Below are 22,082 nucleotides of genomic sequence, written 5' to 3' on the forward strand. Positions count from 1 at the left end.
GGCTACCCCTCTCCCCCACCCTCCCCCGCAAGGGGGGAGAGAGCGCAGTTGTGCGCTGGGATGTACTTCAGCTGAACAACAAGCTACGTCGCGACCACCGGCTCTGCCAGCACACATCGTGCCGCCCGCCCCGGACCGACCTCCACATTCGCAGGCAGCTGCTCCAGGCAGCGCGGCTCGGCGAGCTTGCAGCGGGGGGCGAAGGAGCAATTGTGCGGCTTTTCGGCCAGCGAGGGCGGCGTGCCGGGGATGGTTTCGAGGCGCTGGCCGCGCCTGGCGCCGTGGATGGTGGAGGCAAGCAGGCCCTTGGCGTAGGGATGCATGGGGGTGCGGACGATGTCGCGCAAGGTCCCCTGCTCGACGATCTGGCCGGCATACATCACCGCGACGCGGTCGCAGATCTCGATGGCGACGCCGATGTCGTGGGTGACGAAGATCACGGACATGCCGAACTCGCGCTGCAGCTCGCGCAGCAAGAGCAGGATCTGGATCTGCACGGTGGCATCGAGCGCCGTGGTCGGCTCGTCCGCCAGCAAGATCTTGGGCCGGCAGGCCAGCGCCAGCGCGATCATCGCGCGCTGGCGCATGCCGCCCGACATCTCGTGCGGATAGGCATCCAGCCGTCGCTTCGCCGAGGGGATGCGCACGACCTCGAGCATCTCGAGTGCACGAGCCCTGCCCTCCGCATAGGTTTTGCCTTCGTGGCGCACCACGCTTTCGGCGATCTGCGTGCCGATGGTGTAGACCGGATCGAGCGCGAGCGCAGGCTCCTGGAAGATCATCGAGACGGTCTGGCCGCGGAACGACGACAATTGCTCGTCATTCATGGCGAGCACGTCCTGCCCCATGACGTTGACCTTGCCCGAAATCTGCGTGCGCTTCTTCGGCAACAGCCGCATCAGCGCGCGCAGCGTCACGCTCTTGCCCGAGCCGGACTCGCCGAGCAGGCCGAGCACCTCGCCATCACCCAGCGACAGGCTGAGGTCGTTCACGGCATAGACGGTGCGCTCACCGGTGAAGCGGATATTGAGGCCTGAGATCTCGACGAGCTTGGTCATGACGGCAGTTTCGGCAATCGATCGTGATAGTCGGTGGCGCGCTGAAATGCGGCGCCGATGGTGAGCAGGGTCGCTTCATCGAAGGAGCGGCCGATCAGCTGCATGCCGACAGGCAGGCCGCTTCTGGTGAAGCCGGAGGGCACGGTGAGCGAGGGCAGACCGAGGAAGTTCACCGGACGCGTGAACAGCGTCAGCCGTTGCAGCAGCGCCGGCGCGTTCGGGCCGCCGCCGACATCGCTCTCCTCGATCGTTGGTGCCGGCACCGGCGAAGCCGGCGCGATCACCGCATTGACGCCGGCTGTGGCGGCGTCGTGCGCGGCCAGCGCCGGCCCGCGCCAGCGCATGGCCTCCAGATAGGTGATGGCGGGAACGGCGAGGCCGTTCTGAAGCCGCATCAGCACCTGCGGGCCATAATCCTGCGGGCGCTCGATCATCCAGCGCTTGTGGAAGGCGGCAGCTTCCGCGGCAAGCACGAGCTGGCTCGCCGAGGACAATTGCCGCTGATCCGGCAGCTCGACCTTGACGATGTCGGCCCCCTCGCGCTTGAGCACCGCGATGGTCTCGTCCAGCACGCGCGCGACCTCGGCGTCGAGATCGTCGACATAGAACGAGGTGGGCACGCCGATCTTGAGGCCTTTCAACGAGCCCTTGGTGGCGGCGACGTAGTCCGACAGCGGCTCCTGGCTGCAGGTCGAGTCGGCCGGGTCCGCGCCGGCCAACAGCGCGAGCAGCAGCGCGCAGTCCTCGGCGGTGCGAGCCAGCGGGCCGACCGTGTCGAGCGATTGCGACAGCGGCATCGCGCCGGCGCGGCTTACGCGGCCGACCGTGGTCTTCAGCCCCGTCACGCCGCAGAAATGCGCGGGCATGCGGATCGAGCCGCCGGTGTCGGAACCGAGCGCCGCATAGGTCAGCCGCGCCGCGACCGCCGAGCCGGAGCCCGAGGACGAGCCGCCGGTGATATGCGCGACGTTCCAGGGATTGCGGACCGGGCCGTAATGGGCGTTGTGGCCGGTCGGACCATAGGCGAATTCGGCCAGATGCAGGGTGCCGAGGCGGACCTGGCCGGCGTCCTTGAGCCGTTGCAAGGCGGTGGAGGTCACGGTCGGCACGAAGTCGCGGCGGATCAGCGAGCCGCAGGTCGCGACATGGCCGGCATCGTAATACATGTCCTTGTGCGCGAGCGGCACGCCGTGCAGCGGACCGCGAACCTTGCCCGCGGCGAGCTCGGCATCGGCGGCATCGGCCGCCTTCAGCGCGGATTCTGCCTCAATCGACATGAAGGCGTTGAGATGCGGCTGCCATTGCGCGATGCGGTTGAGCAGCGCGCGCGTCGCCTCATGCGAGGACAGCTGCTTCATCGCGATCGCACGCGCGACCTCGGTGAGCGTCATCAAGGCAGGCTCAAGGCTCATTTCGACACCTTCTGCGTCTGCACGATCGGGTAGAGCGCGGGCTCGAGATCGAACGGCAGCGTACCGGCGATGGTCGCAAAGCCTTCGAAGGCAGGTCCGATGGAGTTGGAGATGCGGGTCGCGATCTCGTCATCCACCGGCACGCCGGCGATTTGCGCGATGGGCTTGATCTCTTTCGGTGTCGGTCTCGTCATGCGGTCTTCTCCCTGGGCGCGCGGCTATGGCCAGAACCCGGTATAGCCATGTAACACGCGGCCTCGTGGCCCATTCTATCGAGCGCGGTGAGCTTTGGTGTCGCATTTGCGCAGAGCGGCTCCGCAAACGGGCAGCGGGTGTGGAAGCGGCACCCCGAGGGCGGATCGATCGGATTGGGCGGATCGCCGGTGATCGGCGGCGTCTCGGTGCGCCGATCAGGATCAGAGGATGGCATCGCAGCAAGCAGTGCGCGGGTGTAGGGATGCGCAGGGCTATCCCAGACCTGATCGACCGGGCCGAGCTCGACCACCTCGCCAAGATACATCACCAGGACGCGGTCCGAGATGTAACGGACGACGTTGAGGTCGTGGCTGATGAAGAGATAGGTCAGGCCGAACTCACGCTTGAGGTCGACAAGCAGATTGAGCACCTGCGCCTCGACGGATTTGTCGAGCGCGGAGACGGCTTCGTCCAGGATCACCAGCCGCGGCGACAGCGCCAGGGCACGTGCGATGTTGACCCGCTGGCGCTGGCCGCCGGAGATCTCGTGCGGATAGCGGTTGGCGAAGTTCTCAGGGCGCAGTCCGACCTTGCCGAGCAGCTCGCGCGCGAGGGTGCGCGCCGCGCCATCGGCCATGCCGTGCACCTTGGGGCCGAAGGCGATGGATTCCTCGATGGTCAGGCGCGGATTGAGCGAGGCGTAGGAATCCTGGAACACCATCTGCATGCCGCGGCGCAGCTCGCGCAGGCTCAGCGACTGTCCCACGGTCATGCCGTCATAGATAATGTCGCCGGTATCGCGCGGCATCAGATGCATCAAGAGCCGCGCGGTGGTCGACTTGCCGCAGCCGGATTCGCCGACAATGCCGACGGTCTCGCCCTTGGCGACGGCAAAGGTGACGTTGTCGACGGCACGTACGGTGCGCTTGGCGGCGAACAGCCCGCCCCGCACGGGAAAATGCTTGGTCAGCCCGTTAACCTGCAGCAGCGGCTGCGCGAGGCCGCCGACGTCCTCGACCGGCTCCAGCATGGCGGCGGAGGTGTTAGTTTCGCTCATGGCCCATGCCTCCCACCTTTGCGCATCGAGACAGGGCGACCGCATATGGCTGCTACTAAAGCCTCCATGCCGTCATGGCCGGGCTTGTCCCGGCCATCCACGCCTTGCTTCTGCATCACCATCGTCAGTTCCTGATGTCCATGGCGCTGCGCAGGCCGTCCGAGAGCAGATTGAAGCAGATCGAGACCGCGAAGATCATGGCGCCGGGCAGGGCTGCGACCCAGGGATTGACGTAGATCGCGGTACGCAAGGTGTTGAGCATCAGGCCCCATTCCGGCTCCGGCGGCTTGGTGCCGAGGCCGAGGAAGGACAGACCGGCGGCCAGGATCATCGAGACCGAGATGAGACTGGTGGCATAGACGAAGATCGCGCCCAGCACGTTGCCGAGGATGTGCACGCGCATGATGGTGAAGGGCCCGGCGCCGGAGGCACGCGCCGCCTCGACAAAATCCATGTTGCGCACGCCGGTGGTGACGCTTTCGGCAACACGCGTGATCTGCGGCACGAACACGACGGTGAGCGACACGATGGAATTGAGGATGCCGGCGCCGAGTGCGCCGGAGATCGCGATCGCCAGCAGCACCGACGGAAAGGCATAGAACACGTCGATCGTGCGCATGATGGCGGTGTTGAGCTTGCCGCCGACATAGCCGGCAATGAGGCCGAGCGAGGTGCCGATGCCGAAGGCGAGGATCACGGGCAGGATGCCGATCACCAGCGACAGCCGCCCGCCATAGATGAGGCGCGCTAGCATGTCGCGGCCGAGCTCGTCGGTGCCGAGCGGATAACCAGGCGTGCCGATGTGACGGAGGCGCCGGATCATCGAGCCCTTGTAGGGATCTTCAAGGCCAAGCCAGGGCGCGAGGATCGCCGAGAGGAAGATCAGCAGCAGCACCAGCGCGCAGGCCATGCTGACCTTGTCGCGCCGGATGCGGCGGCCGACGGTCGCCCAATAGCCCCGCGCCTTGGTCGCGGGCGCGGCCTGCAACGCGGCATCGGCGGTGGCGGACAACGGAAGCTCGCTCATCGCTAGCCCCGCTTGATGCGCGGGTCGATCGCGGCTTGGGCGATATCGACCAGGAGATTGAGGAAGACGAAGAACAGCGCCAGGATCAGGATCGTGCCCTGCAGCAGCGGCAGGTCGCGCTGGAAGATCGCCGAGTTGAGCAGGAAGCCCGAACCCGGCCAGGAGAACACGGTCTCGATCAGGATCGAGCCGCCGAGCATGTAGCCGAGCTGAAGCCCCATGACCGCCAGCGCGGTCGGCGCGGCGTTCTTGATGACGTGGCGGAACACGCCGCGCTCGTGCAGCCCCTTGGCGCGCAAGGCCTCGACGAAATCCTGGCTGAGGATGTCGCCGGTGAGCGCGCGCACGGTGCGGGTGACGATGCCCATTGGAATCACCGACGTCGTGATCGCCGGCAGCACCAGATATTTCAGATGCGCCCAGTCCCAGGCCCAGGAATTGGAGCCGCTGGGCCCGGCGCCGACGGCGGGCAACCAGTTCAGCTGCACCGAGAAGACGATGACGAGCAGCATGCCGAGCCAGTAATGCGGCACCGACACGCCGGCGATGGCGAAGGAGGTCGCGACCTTGTCGATCCAGGTCTCGCGGAAATAGCCGGCGATCAGGCCGAGCAGGATGCCCATGGTGAAGCCGATGATGGCGGCGGCGATCGCCAGCGTGACGGTGTTGCCGACCGCGCGCATGACCTCGGCCAGCACGGGACGCCCCGTCGCGATGGAATTGCCGAGGTCGCCATGCAGGGCACGGAGCAACCAAAGCCCGAACTGCACCGGCAACGGGCGGTCAAAGCCATAGGCGGTGCGCAGTTGCGCGGCGAGCTCCTGCGAGGCGTCGGCCGGCAGCACGGCAACGAGCGGATCGCCCGGCGTGATATGCACGAGCAGGAAACACACCAGCGCGACGCTGATGACGATCGGGACGACATAGACGATGCGTCTGGCGATATAGGCGAGCACTGATTTACCTAACGTGATGTCGGGCGACTGATGCGCTGGGGATAGTAAGGGACGCACTATGCGAGGGTTCCCTCCCCCCTTGCGGAGGAGGGTTAGGGAGAGGGGTGGCCACACAGGGACCGCCCGTGTGGACCCCCTTCCCCAACCCCTCCCCGCAAGGGGGAGGGGAGCCCTACCAGTGTGCCCGCCTCACTCCTTCATCGACACCAGCGAGAAGTCGATGAACCAGCTCTTCGGCTGCACGACGCCCGTCACCTTCGGGCTCATGGCGCGGGGGCCGACGTCGTGGGCAACGTAGAGGAAGGCGGCATCGTCGACGGAGGCCGCGTGCAGCTCGGCGAGCGCGGCGTCGCGCGCGGCGGGATCGAAGGTCTGGCGTGCCTTCTTCACCAGCTCGTCGAACTTGGGATTGTTGATGAAGCCCCAATTGTTCGAGACCGGCGGCGCCATGCCCGATTGCAGGAAGCGCACCAGCGCGAAGAACGGGTCCATCGCGGCATAGGTGACGTTGGTGGCGTTCGAGCCGTTGGCGCTGGGATCCTTGGCACCGCGGCGCCAGTTGGTGAACAGCGTATTCCACTCGATGACGTCAAGCTTCACGTCGAAATAGCATTCGGCGAGCGCCTGCTGCAGATATTCGTTCATGGCCAGCGGCTGCATCTGACCGGAGCCGGAGGCCGAGGTCTGCGTCTTCACCGTCAGCTTCTTGTTCGGGCCAAAGCCCGCTTCCTGCATCAGCTTCTGGGCGGCCGCCTTGTCGTATTTGATCTCGAAGCTCGGCTTGCCGCGCCAGGGATGGCCGGGCTCGAAGGTGCCGGTTGCCGGCACCATCAGTCCGGCGAGCAGGCCGTCCTTGAGGCCTTCGCGATCGACGCAGAGGTTCGCCGCCTTCCGCACGCGGATGTCGTTCCAGGGCGAGCCCTCGACGCGCGAGAACTGCCACGGCCAGACATGCGGCTGCTCGTTGGCGTAGAGCTTGAAGCCGCGCTGCTTGAGCTCGGGCAGCGCGTCCGGGGCCGGCGCCTCGACCCAATCGACCTGCCCGGAGAGCAGCGCCGCGGTGCGCGCGTTCGCCTCCGGCATCGGCAGCAGCACCATCTTGTCGACCTTGGGCACGCGATCCTTGTTCCAATAGCTCGCGTTCTTCACCAGCTCGAGCCGCTCGCGCGGCGTGAAGCTCGCCATTTTCCACGGACCGGTGCCCGCGGCGTCCTTGGCAAACGCCGTCCATGCCGCCTGCGACTTGGCCTTGGCATCGGCGCCCTCCGCCTTGTCGTAGAAGTGCTGCCACTTCGCCGGGCTCGCCATGAACAGATTGGTGAGGTTGATCGGCAGGAAGCTGTCGGGCTCCTTGGTGGTGAGCTCGACCGTCATGTCGTCGATCTTCTTCGCCGACGCCAGCGTCGGCATGCGCGAGGCCGTGACGCCGACCTGGCTGGCGTCGAATTGCGGCGCATCCTGCTTCAGCACCTTCTCGACGTTCCACACCACCGCGTCCGCGTTGAACGGCGAGCCGTCGTGGAAGGTCACGCCGGGGCGCAGCTTGAAGGTCCACTTGGTCTTGTCGGCATCGTCGACCTTCCACTCGGTCGCAAGGCCGGGGATCACCACGCTTGCTTTGTCGGCAGAAGACAGGTCCCAGCCGGTGAGCGCGTCGTACATGGTGAGGCCGGTGAAGCGATTGCCTTCAAAACCCTGATCGGGCTGGCCCAGCGTGCGCGGAATATCGGCAGCAGTCATGCCGATGCGCAGCACGGTCTCCGCGCCGGCCACGCGCGGCCAGGCGGCCGCCGTCGTTAGAGCGAGCATCGCGATCAATGCCGCGCGTGTGTTCTTCTTAGTAAGCATCGCCTCAATCCTTTTCCGGCTTCGATGACTATTTTTGATGCAATCGTATGCAATGGCTATGCCAAAGAGAAACTTATTCTGCAATTTGGCCCTGCGACGACAAGTCCTTGTAGGTACTACGCCGGTGTGCGCGTCGCGCTGCCTATTCTGGCATCAAGATTGCAAGTTTGGTCCCGAAATCCCTGGGAGCTCTGGACCATGCGTATTCGTCTGTCGATTTGTCTCGCCGTGCTTGCACTGGCGTCGTCCGCAATCTCGGCGCGCGCCGAAACCGTGCTGCGCTACGGCATCTCGATGGCGGACATCCCGCTGACCACGGGGCAGCCCGATCGCGGCGCCGGCGCCTACCAGTTCACGGCCTACACGATCTACGATCCGCTGGTGGCGTGGGAGATGGACGTCGCCGATCGTCCGGGCAAGCTGGTGCCGGGGCTCGCGACCGAGTGGAAGGTGGATGACGCCGACAAGACCAAATGGCGCTTCACGCTTCGCAAGGGCGTCAAGTTTCACGACGGCAGCGAGTTCAATGCCGATGCGGTGATCTGGAATCTGGACAAGGTGCTCAACGACAAGGCGCCGCAATTCGACAAGCGGCAGAGCGCGCAGGTGAAGACCCGCCTGCCCTCGGTCGCGAGCTACGCCAGGATCGACGACTTCACCGTGGAGATCACCACCAAGACGGTCGATTCCTTCTTCCCCTATCAGATGCTGTGGTTTCTGGTGTCGAGCCCCGCGCAGTACGACAAGCTCGGCAAGGATTGGGACAAGTTCGCCAGCCAGCCCTCCGGCACCGGCCCGTTCAAATTGACGAAACTGGTGCCGCGCGAGCTCGCAGAACTCAGCAAAAATCCGGACTACTGGAACAAGAAGCGCATCCCGAAGGCCGACAAGATCGTGCTGGTGCCGATGCCGGAGGCGCTGACGCGCACCAATGCGCTGCTCGCGGGCCAGGTCGATCTGATCGAGACGCCGGCGCCGGATGCGGTGCCGCAGCTCAAGGCCGCCGGCATGAAGCTCGTCGACAACGTCACGCCGCATGTCTGGAATTATCATCTGTCCGTGCTGCCAGGCTCGCCCTGGACCGATATCCGCCTGCGCAAGGCGCTGAACCTTGCAATCGATCGCGACGCGGTGGTCGGCTTGATGAACGGCCTCGCAAAACCCGCCAAGGGCCAGGTCGATCCGTCCAGCCCGTGGTTCGGCAAGCCGGGCTTTGAGCTGAAATACGATCCGGCCGCCGCCAGGAAGCTGGTCGAGGAAGCCGGCTACTCCAAGGCAAAGCCGCTGAAGGCCACCTTCATCATCGCGCAAGGCGGCACCGGGCAGATGCTGTCGCTGCCGATGAACGAATTCCTGCAGCAGAGCTTCAAGGAGATCGGCATCGAGATCGATTTCAAGGTGGTCGAGCTGGAGACGCTCTACACGCATTGGCGCAAGGGCGCGGCCGACGAGATGAACGCCGGCATCACCGCCAACAACATCGCCTACGTCACCTCCGACCCGCTCTACGCCATCGTCCGCTTCTTCCATTCGGGCCAGATCGCGCCGGTGGGCGTCAACTGGGGCGGCTACAAGAATCCGAAGGTCGACGCGCTGATCGACGAGGCCAAGCAGACGTTCGATTCCGCAAAACAGGACGAGCTGCTGGCGCAGGCGCACGCGCTGATCGTCGACGACGCCACGCTGGTCTGGGTCGTCCACGACACCAACCCGCACGCGCTGTCGCCGAAGGTGAAGCAGTTCGTGCAGGCCCAGCACTGGTTTCAGGATCTGACGACGATCGGGACGGAGTGAGGGCGGCAAAACGAAGCTGCTGTAGGGTGGGCAAAGCGCAGCGTGCCCACCATTTCAACATGCAGAGAAAGATCGTGGGCACGGCGCTTTGCGCCTTTGCCCACCCTACGGCAGCAGTCGCTTCAGGTACACGCCGCGTCAAACGCAGCTGTCGTCCCGGGCAAGCGTCAGCGCAGACCCGGGACCCATAACCACAGGGAGCGGTTTGGCGAAGACTCGCGGTTTCCGATCTCGCACCACAACTCCTCCCTGGGGTTATGGGTCCCGGATCTGCGCGCGCTTTGGGCGCGCTTGTCCGGGACGACGGCGAGTGTGTGACCCCTACTTCGTCAGCAGCGCATATGCCCCGGTCCAGTTCTCCGGCGGCGGATTGAACTGGAAATCCTTGATGCGCGCCTCGTAGAGCCTGAACAGCTTTTCCAGCGTGTCGGCATCCTCGCTCTTGCGGCCGCGCTCGATGGCATCCAGGGCGCCCTGCCAGTCGCGGCCGCGATAGCAGCTGAGCATCTCGATGGTGATGTTGCGCAGGCGCTGGAAAGCGGCCGAATGCATCACGTCCTCGCGGCCGGCGATCGCGTAGATCACCTCCGGCTCGGTCTTGCCCTTGACCATGATGAAGTCGAGCTCGAGGATCGCGAACTTCTCCTTGGCGGCGAGCGCGGTGCGGGAGCCGACGATGATGGGAAAGCCGTATTCCTTTGACTGGCCCTCCAGGCGCGAGGCGAGGTTCACGCTGTCGCCGAGCACCGAATAGTTCTTCTTCAGGTCGGAGCCCATGTTGCCGACCACGCCGATGCCGGTGTTGAGGCCGATGCCGACATTGAGCGGGATGTAGACGTGGCCGCCGTCGGTGGCTTCCTGCTCGCGCTCCTTGTTCACCACGTCGATCTGCTCCAGCATCCGGATCGCGGCTTCGCAGGCGTTGACCTCGTGCTCGGCATCGTCGAGCGGCGCGTTCCAGAACGCCATGATGGCGTCGCCCATGTATTTGTCGATGTAGCCCTTCCGCTCGATGATGACGTCGGTCAGGGGCGTCAGGAAGCGGTTCATCAGCGCGATCAGGCCTTGCGGGTCGTGCTTGTAGCTCTCCGAGATCGTTGTGAAGCCGCGCACGTCCGAGAACATGATCGTCATCACGCGCTCCTCGCCGCCGAGCACGAGCTTTTCCGGCGACTGCGCCAGCTGCTCGACCAGGACGGGCGACATGTATTGCGCGAACTGCCCGCGGATCTGCACGCGCTGGCGCTGCTCGCGCACGAAGCTGGCGAAGATCAGCGTCAGATAAACCGCCGTGGTCGAGAGCAGCGGATAGGTGAAGTCGATGAGGTAGCGGTACTGCACGTAGAAGAACCAGGACGTGCCGACCAGGATCGCCGCGAACGTCGCACCGGCGAGCACGAGGCGCACGGGACCGAGATTGGGCGTGAAGATGATGACGAGCAGGCCGATGATCAGCGCGGCGAGCAATTCAACCCCGAGCGCATAGTTCGGCTGCGAGATCACCGCGCCGCTCAACACGCTCTCCAGCACCTGGGCATGGATCTCGACCCCCGGCATGGTCGCAGAGACCGGCGTGGTCTTGATGTCGTTGAGCCCGGCCGCAGAGGTTCCGACCAGCACCAGCTTGCCGGCGAACCTGCTCGGCGACACGCTGTTGTCGAGCACGTCGGCGGCGGAGACGTAGATCGAGGGGTCCCGGCGCGCGTAGTGCACCCAGAACTGGCCGTTCTTGTCGGTGGGGATCTCGACACCCTTGATGCGGATCGACCTGATACCGGTCTTGTCGGTCCGGACCAACAGCGTCGGCGTGCCCGTGACGACGCGGAGGATCTCGAGGCTGAGCGAGGGCATGATGTTGCCCTGTGCGCGCATGATCATCGGCACGCGGCGGATGAATCCGTCACGTTCCTTCCTGATCGAAAACAGGCCGCGGCCGGCTGCAACCTTCTCGATCACCGGCACGTTGCGCAGCAAGCCTGGAAATTCGAACAGGAAGCGTTCGGCCCCCTCCTCCCCGACCGTCGCCACCCCCGTGAGCGGAAGCGATTTGTCCAGCTCCGACAAGACCTCTGGAAGTCCGGTCTCGCCCAGCACCACACGCGAGCGCTCGATCGCCTCGGCGAGAATCTGGTCGTTGGTCGGCAGCTCACGCAGCTTGGCGCGCGTGGCGTCGTCGAGATAGCGCATCTGGCCCGCAACCAGATCCGGGTTGAGCCGGTCGGGCTCCGAGAACACCACGTCGAAGCCGATCGCGACCGCGCCGCTGTTGGTGAGATTCTGGATCAGGTCGGCGATTCGCGTGCGCGGCCACGGCCACTGGCCCAGCTTGGCGAGGCTCTTGTCGTCGATGTCGACGATGACGACCGGCCGCGCCGCCTTGTGGCGCGGATCGATCAGCTGGAACATGTCGAAGGTGCGCAGCCGCAACTCCTGGATCGGCGGCGGATCCCACAGCCGCGCGCCGGCGAACAGCACCAGCAGCGCAAGGCACATCAGCCGCGCGAAGCCCAGCTTCCGCGCAAACCACCGCCGCAGGATCTTGAGACGTCTCATTTCGATCGGACTTCCCGCAACCGCCTGGGGCCCAATCTTGGATCGCCAGGACGCAAATGGCCATCGCTTCGGCAGCAAAGGATAGGGATTTTTTGCCGCGGTCGAGGCGCAAAGAAGAGCCGCGCCCCGGCAGGGGCGTCGCTCTAGCTCACATGAAGGATGAAATCGCTGGCGTGGAGATTGCCGACAACGACATTCTTCAGGAGAACCTTGTCATTGGCATCGAGCGTGAGCAGGGTATCGGCGCCCTGCTGCTCCGCGAGCGCGGAGACTTGCGTCCACGACGTGATGTTGGTGAACTGCCGCAGGTCGATTTTGTCGAGCCCGGTCTCGAAATCGCTCACAGCGTGCTGGATCGGATCCTGCGACGACGTCGGCGCGAACACGAACTGGTCTTTCGCGCCGCCACCGGTCAAGGTGTCGCTCGACTCGGTCGCGAAAATGACGTCCTTGCCGCTGGTGCCTTCCAGAGTGATGCCCTGGCCGTCGGCGCCCTCGACGAAGATGAAGTTGACGGTGTCGTAATGGCCGGCCGAGTCGGCAACGGTCAGCGTGATCCGGTCGGTCGCGGGCGGCGCCGCGTCGGGATCGGCGCCGATCGGATCGTAGGCGATACCCGCGCCCTCCGCGAGCCCGGCGTTGATCTGCTCGAGCGTGCCGGCCGTCGGATAAACGCTGGCGAGGCTAACGTCCGGATTTGCGGTCGACAGCGTGACCGTGAACGTATCGGTCGCAGCACCGGGGTCGGTGTCGGTGACCACGAGATCGGTGATGATATCGTTGCTGTTCTCGATGATGTGCTCGACCTGGAAGCGCGTGGTGTCGATGACCGGGCCGCCGCCGGCTTTAACGACCACATCCTCGGTTATCGTATAGGTGTCCGTCAGCGGCCCGCCAAGGCCGTTAGCGGAGTCGATGACGGTGACGCCGACGTGCAGGTTGAACTCGCCGTGGTACCCGACCGGGGCAGTCATCGTCAGTCCCGAGGTCGCCAGCGATGCGATTTCTGCCGCCCCGATCAGCCACTGGCCGGCATCAGCGCCGGTTCCAGCATGACCGACCGAGAAGGTCGCGCCAGCCGGATGGCCCGAGAGCTTGATCAGGAGCGCTTCGGACCCGTCGCTATCGACCGCCGCCGCAGTGATCGCCGGCAGCTTGATCGGACTGTTGGAGCCAAATCCGGGCACCGCGAACACGCGCGCTTCGACGTCGTTGCCACCGTCGCCCGGGGAGAACCAGGTCGAAACGATCTTGCCGTCCGAAGTCACGGCCGTCGGGTTGGAGCGATCGGCCAGGAACAGCTGGTCGCCGGTGGTGGTCTCGTTGATGACGAACGACGAGCCGACCGAGTGCAACGATGCATCAAAGCGCTGCCCCAGAAGTCCGAGGCTCCCGGGAGCGTCATGGCCCTGATAGGTAACGAGGAAGCCACCGTCCGGCAGGGCTTGCAAGGTAGCGGTGGTCGCATCCGAGATGCTCACCTCGTTGCCGATTGGCGCACCGGTCGAACTGAAATGCCTCAGCACGAGCGTGTTCGCGTCGGTGTACGATACGACGATCGATCCGTCCTTCAGGACGGCGAGTTCACCGCCATATTGATCGCCCGCGGTGTTGGTGTTGACCTGCACCTCTCCGCCGAGCTTGTTACCTTGCGCATCGAACCGCTGGAAGTAGACGCCCCAGCTGCCCGATACCTCGTCCTGACCATAGGAATGCCAAGACGCCACGAAGCCGCCATCGGCGGTCCCGGCGACGGAATCACCCTGCTGCTGGCTGGCTGTCGTCGTGTTGATCAAGAAAGGTCCGGACGTCGGGACCCCGCTGGAATCGTAGACGATCCCGTAAGTGCCTGACGCGCTGGCGTCGGACGTGACGTAGGTGATGACGAAGCCGCCGTTCGACAGCGCGGCAAGCGTCGCGTTCTCGCCATATCCGGCGAGGGAGACCTCGCCGCCTGCCGGCGAACCCGAAGAATCAAAGCGCTGCAGGTGGATGGTCGCTCCGTTGTCGCTGCCGGTGGTCCAGCTCACAACGAACCCTCCGCCCTCCAGCCCGACGACATACGGGCTCGACTGATTGCCCGCGGTCGCCGTGTTGACACGGAACTCGCCCCCGATCTTTGCACCGGAGCTGGCATAGTGCTGAGCGTAGATGCCGGCGCCGTCGCCGTCCTGCCCCTGCGACACCCAAGCGATAACGTAGCCGCCGTCCGAGAGCGCGCCGATCGCGCTGTAAGTCTGGTCGTTCGCGGTCGTGGTGTTGACCAGGAACTCACCCGCATCCGCGATCGGCGTATGGTCGATGTTGAACGCCGGCGCATCGGCCACGGGGGTCACTTCCGTGCTCAGCGTCGCCGCCGCTGAGACGCTGGAGCCGATCGAGGGCGACGTGATATCGATCAGGACGGGCGTCGTGACATTGCCGCCATAGGTATCATCCAGGGCATGCACGTCGAGGCTACCCGGCGCGCCGCTGAAATCCGCGGCCGGCACGAAGCGGACCAGCGTGTCGGTGGCAAGCACGAGCGCGCTGCTGTCGCTGACACCCGCGATATCTGTCCACTGATTGCTACCGGCAACCTGGTACTGCCAGACGCCTTCCGCGGCGGTTGCATGGGAGGCCGTGACGGCGACGGCCTTGAAGCTCGCGCCCGCATCGGCATCGTGGAATCCGGCGGCAAAGAGCGCCCCGACGCTGGACCCGGCGGGAGCAGTGGCATCTTCGCTGATCGCGCCGAGCGTCGCGCCATTCAGCGTCGGCGCGTCGTTCTTGCCGGTGATCGTCACCGTGACATCGGCCGTGGTATTCTGGCCTCGATGGTCGTCGAGGGTGATGGTCGAGACCACCGTCGCGGTCTGCCCCTCGCCAAGGAAATCCAGCGCGCTGTCGGCGATCGAATAGCTCCAGTCGACCGCGCCGTTGTTCTTGCCGGTCCCGAGGATCGCCAAGGCCTGCTCGAGTGCGGCGGCCTGACCAGACGTCAAGGTCAGTTCCGTGCTGTGATCGGCAGCCAGCCATGTCGTGGCCTGGTGCGTGATCGTCGCCGTCGGACGGTCGGTCAGGTCGATATCGGTAAAGTCGACAGACCCCGTTGCCGTCGGCACCGGGTCCTGGTCGGACGAACCGGTGGTATCCACGCGCTCGGAAAAGTTCGCGGTCAGCGCCGCCGAGGACATATCGAAGGCCGGCGCATCGTCGCTCGCGTTGATCGTGATCAGCGTGTGACCGGTACCGTCGTCGCTGCCGGCGAAATGCGCATTGCTGTAATCGGCGCCGGTCAGGTTCAGGCTGATCTGGTTGCCGTCGCAGTCGGAGACCGTCAACACGCCGCCGGTCGAGGGGTCGGAATTGGCGACATACACCGCGCTGGTGCCGGGCCCGTACTTGATGGTTGACAGGTCGATCGTATCGTTCGCGGACAGCCCTGCGATCGAACCGCCAAAGGTCGCGGTATCGATCTGAAGGCCGGCGCCGTCATCCTCGAGCGTGATCGTCTGCGCCACCGTGCCTTCGAGCTTCAGGAGCGCGCCGGCGTCGACGGTGACCGATCCCGTGCCGGAGAGCGAGCCGAACAGGGTCAACTCACCGTCATGGACCTCGATGTTGCCGGTGTTGGCAATGGTGCCCGAGATCGACGCCGTGCCCCAGCTGTCGATCGTGGCGTAATTGATGAGGCCCGGCCCGATCACGGAAATCGAGGCGCCGTTGAGCAGATCGATATCGCCGTGGTTGATGATCGACGACGCGTTGCCGAAGACGCTGGTCCCGGCGACCGTCCAGGTGCCGCCCGCGTTGTTGTTGAACGTGGCGCGCGCGACCGAGATGTTGCCGTTGATGTCGCCGGTGTTGTTGATCTCGACGGCGCCGCCGGTCTCGACGATGGCGTAGGTCGCCGACGTGACACTGGAAGCGCTGGCCGGACCGATCGTGCCGGAATTGTCGATCGTCGCCGTGCCGGTCGCGTTCTCCTGGATGAAGATCGCGGCGTGGCCGGTCGGAGCTGCGATCGATCCGGTATTGGTGATGTGTGTCGAGCCGGTCGCACCGGCCGCGTTCTGCGTGACGCTGATGCCGGCCAGACTCGTGCTGGTGATGCTGCCATCGTTGACGATGGTGATATCGCCGGCGCCGTTCGCGACTGCGGCGAGGCCGACCGAACCAATGGCGGAGCCCTGGTTGGTGACGCTGACGTCGCCGCCGCCATTGTCGAACGCGCCGATGGCAATGCCCGCGGCCGTGATGGACGACAGCGCGCCAGTCGTGACCGTGACGTCCCCGGCGCCCCAGGTGAACGCCTCGATGCCGTAACCTGCGCCGGCTGTGATCGTCGCATCGCTGGCGACGATGACGTCGCCGTTGACTGCGCTCGAGAAAGTGCCGGTGCCGCCCGGCTTGTAGCCGGCGATGATCCCGCCCGGCGTCGTGCCGTCGCTGTTCAGTGTCGAGCCGGAATGGATCGTGCCGTGCCCCTCGACCGAAATCGTGCTGCCCAGGCCGGCCGCGATCGCGACGGCGTAATTGACCGCGACGATGCCCGAGCTGCCCGAGGTAATATTGTCGCCATCCGCCAGGGTGACTGTGATGTCACCGGCATCGAGGCTGTAGGCCCTTATGCCGTAGCTCGTCGCGCCCGAGATCGTGACATCCTCGCCGAGCGTGACCGTCACGTCACCCGTGCCGCCGCTCAAGGCCGCGGCGTTGATGCCGATGCTCTGGGCGCCCGAGACCGATATCGCTGTCCCGGCGAAGCTGTTCACCGTGACGTCGCCATTTCCGTAATTGAAGGCGTTGATGCCGTGGCCGACCGCGGTGATGTCGGCGTGATTGTTGACGATCACGGTGGCATTGACGTTCGTGTTCGCACTGGTGCCGGTCGTGGCACCGGTGTAGCCAGCCTCGATGCCGGCCGGCGCATTGCCGGCCAGGTTCAGGCTGCTGCCGGAATTGATCGTGCCGTAGGCGTTGACCGTGATCGTGCTCAGGTCGGCCGCGTCGAGCGAGATCGCGCGATTGACGGCGACAACGCCGGAACTGCCCGAGGTGATGAGGCTGTCCGCCTCCGTCGTGACGGTCTGGTTGCCGCTGCCATAGCTGCGCGAGCGGATGCCATAGATCGCGCTGCCCGTGATCGCGGCGCCGGCATCGATGGTGATGTCGCCGTCGCCCCGCGTGAGCGCGTCGATACCGTATGCGCCACCCACGGCGCCGCCGAGCTGGGTGATCGAGATGTCACCATCATTGGCGGCGTTGATATTCTCGACGAGGACGCCGACCGAATTCGCACCGGTGCCGGTCGCCTTGCCGGTGACATTGCTGACCGTGATATTGCCGGAGCCGGTCGCACTATCGCTCAGCCAGATGCCGTGGCCGGCGCTGCCGGTGATGTCGCCGGTCGCGGTCAGCGTGATGTCGCCGACGCCGTTCTGGGTCACGTCGATGCCGTTGATCGCACCCGTGAGCGTGCCGGTTGGCGTCAGCACGACGCCGGCATGCGCCGCCTCCGATACCGTAAAGTCGAGCGCGTCGCCCTCCGACGTTGTGATGTCGGCGTTGCCGGTGATCGTGAATATGCCGTCGGCCGAGATCTCGCCCGAGATGGTGCCGGTGAAGCTCTGGCCGGCGACCTCGTCGAGCTGCAGCGTGCCGGTGCCGCCGGCGAACGTGACATTCTGCGCGTCGGCGCCGCCGAGCTCGAGCTTCGCGCCATTGTCGATGATCAGCGTACCGGCGCCGATGATGCCGCCGGCGAGGTTGAGCGTGCCGGCCTGGACTTCGATGGTGCCGCCGGTGTTGGTGACACCAGCCGTGATCGTGTTGGAGCCCGAGACGCTGTAGAGATTGCCGGCATTGCTCAGGCTGCCGCCGTTGATCGAGACGCCGGTCAGATAGAGCTTTGAGGCGTTATCGACCGAAATCGTCCCGCCGGTATTGGCGATGATGGCGGCCGTCAGCTTCAGCGTGCCGCCGGTCACCGCCTCGATCAGGCCTTGATTGGTGATGGCGTGGATCGTAGCCGGGTCGATCGTCAGCGTGCCGCTGGTGACGGACAGCATGCCGGTGCTGGCGATCGTGATCTCGGCATCATCGATGGCGCTGATGCCGGTCGATTCCAGCGTGCCGAGAATGGCGACGGTGCCGCCGTCGATCGTCGCAGCGTCGACGACCAGCGTCGCGCCGGCATCGGTCTGGATGGTGCCGCCGCTATTGGCGACATCGCTCTTCAGCACCAGCGTTCCCCCGGACAGGTCGATCAGGCCGGAATTGACGATGGCGGTCAGCGTATCGATCGTGCCGCCTGCTTCCAGGGTGAGCGTGCCCGCATTCGTGATCGTGCTGGTGTTGGTCACGATCACGCCGGATGTCCGGGTGATCGTTTCGACCTCGATCGCCCCGCCGACGGTGACGTGGCTTCCAAGCCAGTTGGTGAACTTCGCGTCGGCATTCAGGGTGAGCTTGCCGCCGATGGTCAGCGTGCTCTTGTTGATCACCTCCGGCACCTTGTGGCCCGGCGTGGTGTCGTAGTCGTCGAGCGTCAACGACTTGGCGAAGGCCGCCACGTCGATCGTCACCGGATAGGACGGGGTCAGGCCGTGGAGCTGATCGGTGATGACGATGACGTCGTCGCCGCTGGTCGGAACCGTGCCGGTGGCCCAATTGCCCGCGTCCTTCCAGAACCCGCCGGAGGGAACGCCGGGCTTGTCGGTCGCGATCCACACCACGGCAGGCGCATCGGTGCCCGTGATCGTAACAGTGATGGCTTGCTGCGAGGCCGCGCCTTGCGAGTCCGTGAGCGTCACGGTGTAGACCAGCGTCAGCACCGCGCCTTGGGGGATGAAATCGGCCAAATAGACCGGCAGATCTGCCAGCGACCAGTTGATGGTGCCGGTGCCGTCCCCGGTGCTGTCGGCGCCGGCCGCGATCGCGACGGACATCGCGCTCTGGAACGCCGCAAGCGGACCCGGCGGCACGCTGCCATCAGGCAGAGTCGCACTGGTCAGCGCCACCGACACGGTATGCTTGTCGGTGAGATCGACGTCGTTGAAATTCAGCGTACCCGACGTCGGCACATCGCTGGTGAGCGGGCCACCCGGCACGCTGGTGCCGCCCTCGAAGGTGATGATCGGGACATCGGTGGTGATCGCCGGCTTGTCGTTGGTCCCCGTGATCGTGATCGTGATCGGGATGAACTTCGACTCGGGGTTCACCGTGAAATTGGTGTCGACGCGGACCATGTAGGTCAGGGTCACGGTTTCGCCGGCAGCGAGGAAGTCGAAGACGTGGTCCGGGAGCGTGTAGGTCCAGATCGCCGAGCCGTTGTTGTTGTTGCCGGCGTCGGGGACGACGCTGATCTGGATCTGCGTCGCTGCGATGCCCTGCTTCTGCAGATCGGTCAGCGAACCGGTGACGTCGTGCTGGCCGGCGTCCTTGTAGACATAGTTCGGCGCTTCGGCGAGGCTGATGCTCACCGTCGGCTTGTCGCCGAGGTTTTGATCGACGAATCTGATCAGGCCGGTAATCGTATCGGCATGCGTGTCGCCGGTCGCGCCGGCACGCTCGGTCAACGCGAACGCCGTCTTCACAATGCCGCTGGCGTCGAAGCTCTGCGCGATCGGCTGGCCGGGAATACGCACGACGGGCGGCGTGGGCGTGCTGGGCCCTTCCGATCCCTGCGGAGTGAGGTTGACGAAGGTCGCGACCGCGGTGGGGCCGGAACTCGACTTGAACACCACGTCCAGGCTCATCGGCGTGAGCGTGTCGGTGAAGTTCGTGGTCAGCTTGGTGTTGGTGTTGTTGTCGGTGAACTTCAGCGTGAACACGTCGGTGATCAGCTTCTGCACGTCCGGCGACATCAGCGCATTTGAGATCGAGACGTTGCCGCCGCTGATCTGGATCATCTGGCCGGCCTGGTTGACCGTCGCGATCGGCAGCAGCGTGACCTTGTCGAACAGGATGTAGGAGCCCGTCGTGCCGTTCGGCTCGACCAGCACCTGGAAGCTCGCCTGCGGCTGCGGATCGCCGCCGCCGGCGGGAACGACGAAATTGATCTGGGTGAGCACCGCGGTGCCGCGGATGCCCATGGTGGCGACCGGGGTGTCGATCTTCATGTCGCCGTGCTTGGCGGTCTCGCCGGCGACGAAGGTGATGGTGCCGGCGACGAGGCTCAGCAACGAGGAATTGCTCGACCCGTTGGGGTCGTAGACCATTTCGTTCAGCACCATCCGCGCGTTCGAGGACAGGCCGAACACGGTGCCGTCGATGAAGGTGATGCCGAGGGTCGAGTCGGCGCCGGTCGAAACCACGTCGCCCTTCTCGACGTTGTCGCCGTTGTTCAGGATGACCGAGACGCCGTTGCGGATCGCGGTCGCGCTGCCCACGAGCTTGGTGACGTGGCCGATAACCTGGGCCGCGGCAGTGCCGGGCGCGGCTTGCGCAACCTGGACATGGCCGGTAAGCGCGCTGACGATTTCGCCGGTGAGGTGGGCGCCATCGGGCGAGGCGAGCGCGGCGCGCTTGTCGCCCCGGAAATAATCGTGAACGACGAACTCGTGCCCCTCGTGGGACAAGACGAGATCGAGGCCTGTGCGCTTGAACTCGCCGTTGAAGATCAGGTTGGGGTCGGGAACGACGAACGCGCCCTCGGGCACGTGACCATGCGCCTTCGCCGTAAAGGAATCGACATGGGCATTGCCGGGCGAGCGGGAACCCAGGCCGTCCAAGGAAATCGCGCCGTCAAATTGGCCAGCGTAATTCAACCGGGCACCGTAAAAAGGGTTAAAATTTAAGTAAGTATCACCTGCCTAAGCTTGCATAGCATTAGGAAGTCCTTAGCGATACCATCTATTGCTTGTGTGATTTCGCATCACTTGGCTTCAGAAGCCCCCCACGGGTCGAGCCCCGCGAGAGAAGCCGAAGCAATCCATCAAATATTCCGAAGTCGAGTTCGGCATTTTTACGCTCATTTCAAGTCATCCAAAGTAATCTGCTGTATAGTTTCAGCGCAGATACTTACGTCATCTTTTCTTCGTGAAGCCCCGCCACATCCTGCGGCAAATACGGGGTTAAATCTGTGACCTAACTAACAGAACCCCATGAAATTGGGGGGTGTTAGCCATGACGCGCAGATTCGGCCTTCCTACAACCTGCGCCTGCAATTGCCCTCCGTTTGGCGGCAGCCGGATACCCTCTAGCTAGCGAATCGTAAAATTTTACGCAATCCGGGCAGGTCCATTTCAGCCTGTTGCCCGGTTTTGCCACCCCAGCCGGGCGCGTTAAGCAGAACAAAACGGCCCGTCTCGCACTATCTCCCCGAAAGCAACAAAGCCCGGCACGTCGAGGTCGAGGGGGACCCGGCGAAGCCAGGCAAGGGGATGTCAGATGGAGACCGCTGCTCGCTCGCGCGCCTGGCGCGCAATCCTTGTCCTGTGCGGATTGATCCTGTTCGGATCGACCGCCGAGCTTCGCGCCGGCTCGCTGCTGTCGCCGGGAGCCGGCCTTCTCGTGCGCAAATCCGCCGAGCCGTTCGGCGTGTTCGCCTTCGCCATTTCGTCCGGCAGCCTGCGGCAAAAATGGCTCGCGCTGAAGGACAGGCTGGACGACGACATGGTGCAGCTTGCGCTGTGCGACGGCGACCGGGACAATTGCGCATCGCCTGCGGCCCTGAAGCTGCTCGCCATCGTCGACCAGGCCCGCGCTCGCGACGGCCGCGCACGGCTCGGCGAGACCAACCGCGCCGTCAACCTCGCCATCCGGGCCGCCAATGACGGCATCGACGACGTCTGGAGCTCGCCGCTTGCGACCTTCGCGAACGGCGCCGGCGATTGCGAGGACTACGCCATCGCCAAGCTGGCCGCGCTGCGGCTGGCAGGAATTGCCGCCGAAGACCTTCGCATCGTCGTGGTGCGCGACGTCAGGGCCGGTGAAAATCATGCCGTTGCCGCGGCAAAGCTCGACGGCCACTGGCTGATGCTCGACAACCGCCGCATGGCGATGCTCGAGGACGACGCTGCGCGGAGCTACCAGCCGCTGTTCGCCCTCTACCAGTCGGGCGTGCTGAAATATGTCGACGAACCCGTGCGATTCTCGATGGTCGCTGCCGAGGCACGTTGATCGGGTCGGTGGCCTCATAGCCCGGACATCACCGCGACTTCCCCACAAGGCCATTCCACCGCGCCATGCGGAACG

11 protein-coding genes are annotated in these 22,082 nt (G+C 65.0%); 2 read left to right on the forward strand and 9 right to left on the reverse strand.

Annotated elements, in window-relative coordinates; all coding sequences use genetic code 11:
- Positions 1–83: 83 nt before the first annotated feature.
- The 7 genes from E4K64_RS16745 to E4K64_RS16775 all read right to left on the reverse strand — a co-directional run bounded on the left by E4K64_RS16745 (position 84) and on the right by E4K64_RS16775 (position 7,553).
- Positions 84–1,058, reverse strand: a complete 975-nt coding sequence (locus tag E4K64_RS16745; protein WP_135164502.1) for an ABC transporter ATP-binding protein — start codon at positions 1,056–1,058, stop codon at positions 84–86.
- Positions 1,055–2,470, reverse strand: coding sequence for an amidase (locus E4K64_RS16750; RefSeq protein ID WP_135164503.1), 1,416 nt, complete (start codon positions 2,468–2,470; stop codon positions 1,055–1,057). Before E4K64_RS16750 ends, E4K64_RS16745 begins: the two co-directional genes overlap by 4 nt.
- A complete protein-coding gene (locus tag E4K64_RS16755) occupies positions 2,467–2,664 on the reverse strand; it encodes a hypothetical protein (RefSeq protein ID WP_135164504.1) in 198 nt (65 codons plus the stop codon). The genes E4K64_RS16750 and E4K64_RS16755 overlap by 4 nt, the downstream gene beginning before the upstream one ends.
- Entirely contained in the window at positions 2,661–3,722 is a 1,062-nt protein-coding gene (locus E4K64_RS16760; protein WP_164718853.1) for an ABC transporter ATP-binding protein, read from the reverse strand. Before E4K64_RS16760 ends, E4K64_RS16755 begins: the two co-directional genes overlap by 4 nt.
- A 124-nt stretch (positions 3,723–3,846) precedes the next feature.
- A complete protein-coding gene (locus tag E4K64_RS16765; protein WP_126259606.1) occupies positions 3,847–4,749 on the reverse strand; it encodes an ABC transporter permease in 903 nt (300 codons plus the stop codon).
- A gap of 2 nt (positions 4,750–4,751) precedes the next feature.
- Positions 4,752–5,705, reverse strand: coding sequence for an ABC transporter permease (locus tag E4K64_RS16770; RefSeq protein WP_135164505.1), 954 nt, complete (start codon positions 5,703–5,705; stop codon positions 4,752–4,754).
- Between the two features lie 189 nt (positions 5,706–5,894).
- Positions 5,895–7,553 (reverse strand): ABC transporter substrate-binding protein, encoded by a 1,659-nt coding sequence (locus E4K64_RS16775; protein ID WP_135164506.1) that lies wholly within the window; start codon positions 7,551–7,553, stop codon positions 5,895–5,897.
- Positions 7,554–7,751: 198 nt separating this feature from the next.
- Here E4K64_RS16775 and E4K64_RS16780 point away from each other — a divergent pair, with 198 nt between their 5' ends.
- Positions 7,752–9,347 carry an ABC transporter substrate-binding protein gene (locus E4K64_RS16780; RefSeq protein ID WP_135164507.1) on the forward strand — a complete coding sequence of 532 codons (1,596 nt, stop codon included), beginning with the start codon at positions 7,752–7,754 and terminating at the stop codon, positions 9,345–9,347.
- A 321-nt stretch (positions 9,348–9,668) separates the two neighbouring features.
- Here the strand turns inward: E4K64_RS16780 and E4K64_RS16785 are convergent, their stop codons facing one another.
- Together E4K64_RS16785 and E4K64_RS16790 are read right to left on the reverse strand one after the other, a co-directional pair.
- The gene (locus tag E4K64_RS16785; protein WP_135164508.1) at positions 9,669–11,900 is read right to left on the reverse strand and encodes a CHASE2 domain-containing protein; all 2,232 of its coding nucleotides are present in this window, start codon (positions 11,898–11,900) and stop codon (positions 9,669–9,671) included.
- A gap of 143 nt (positions 11,901–12,043) precedes the next feature.
- Positions 12,044–20,653: a VCBS domain-containing protein gene (locus tag E4K64_RS16790; protein ID WP_167772061.1), complete on the reverse strand. Its 8,610-nt coding sequence runs from the start codon at positions 20,651–20,653 to the stop codon at positions 12,044–12,046.
- A gap of 622 nt (positions 20,654–21,275) precedes the next feature.
- Between E4K64_RS16790 and E4K64_RS16795 the strand changes: the two genes are divergently transcribed.
- Positions 21,276–22,007, forward strand: a complete 732-nt coding sequence (locus tag E4K64_RS16795) for a transglutaminase-like cysteine peptidase (RefSeq protein ID WP_135164509.1) — start codon at positions 21,276–21,278, stop codon at positions 22,005–22,007.
- Positions 22,008–22,082 lie beyond the last annotated feature (75 nt).

The sequence above is a fragment of the Bradyrhizobium frederickii genome (genome assembly GCF_004570865.1).
GTDB classification, from domain to species: Bacteria; Pseudomonadota; Alphaproteobacteria; order Rhizobiales; family Xanthobacteraceae; genus Bradyrhizobium; species Bradyrhizobium frederickii.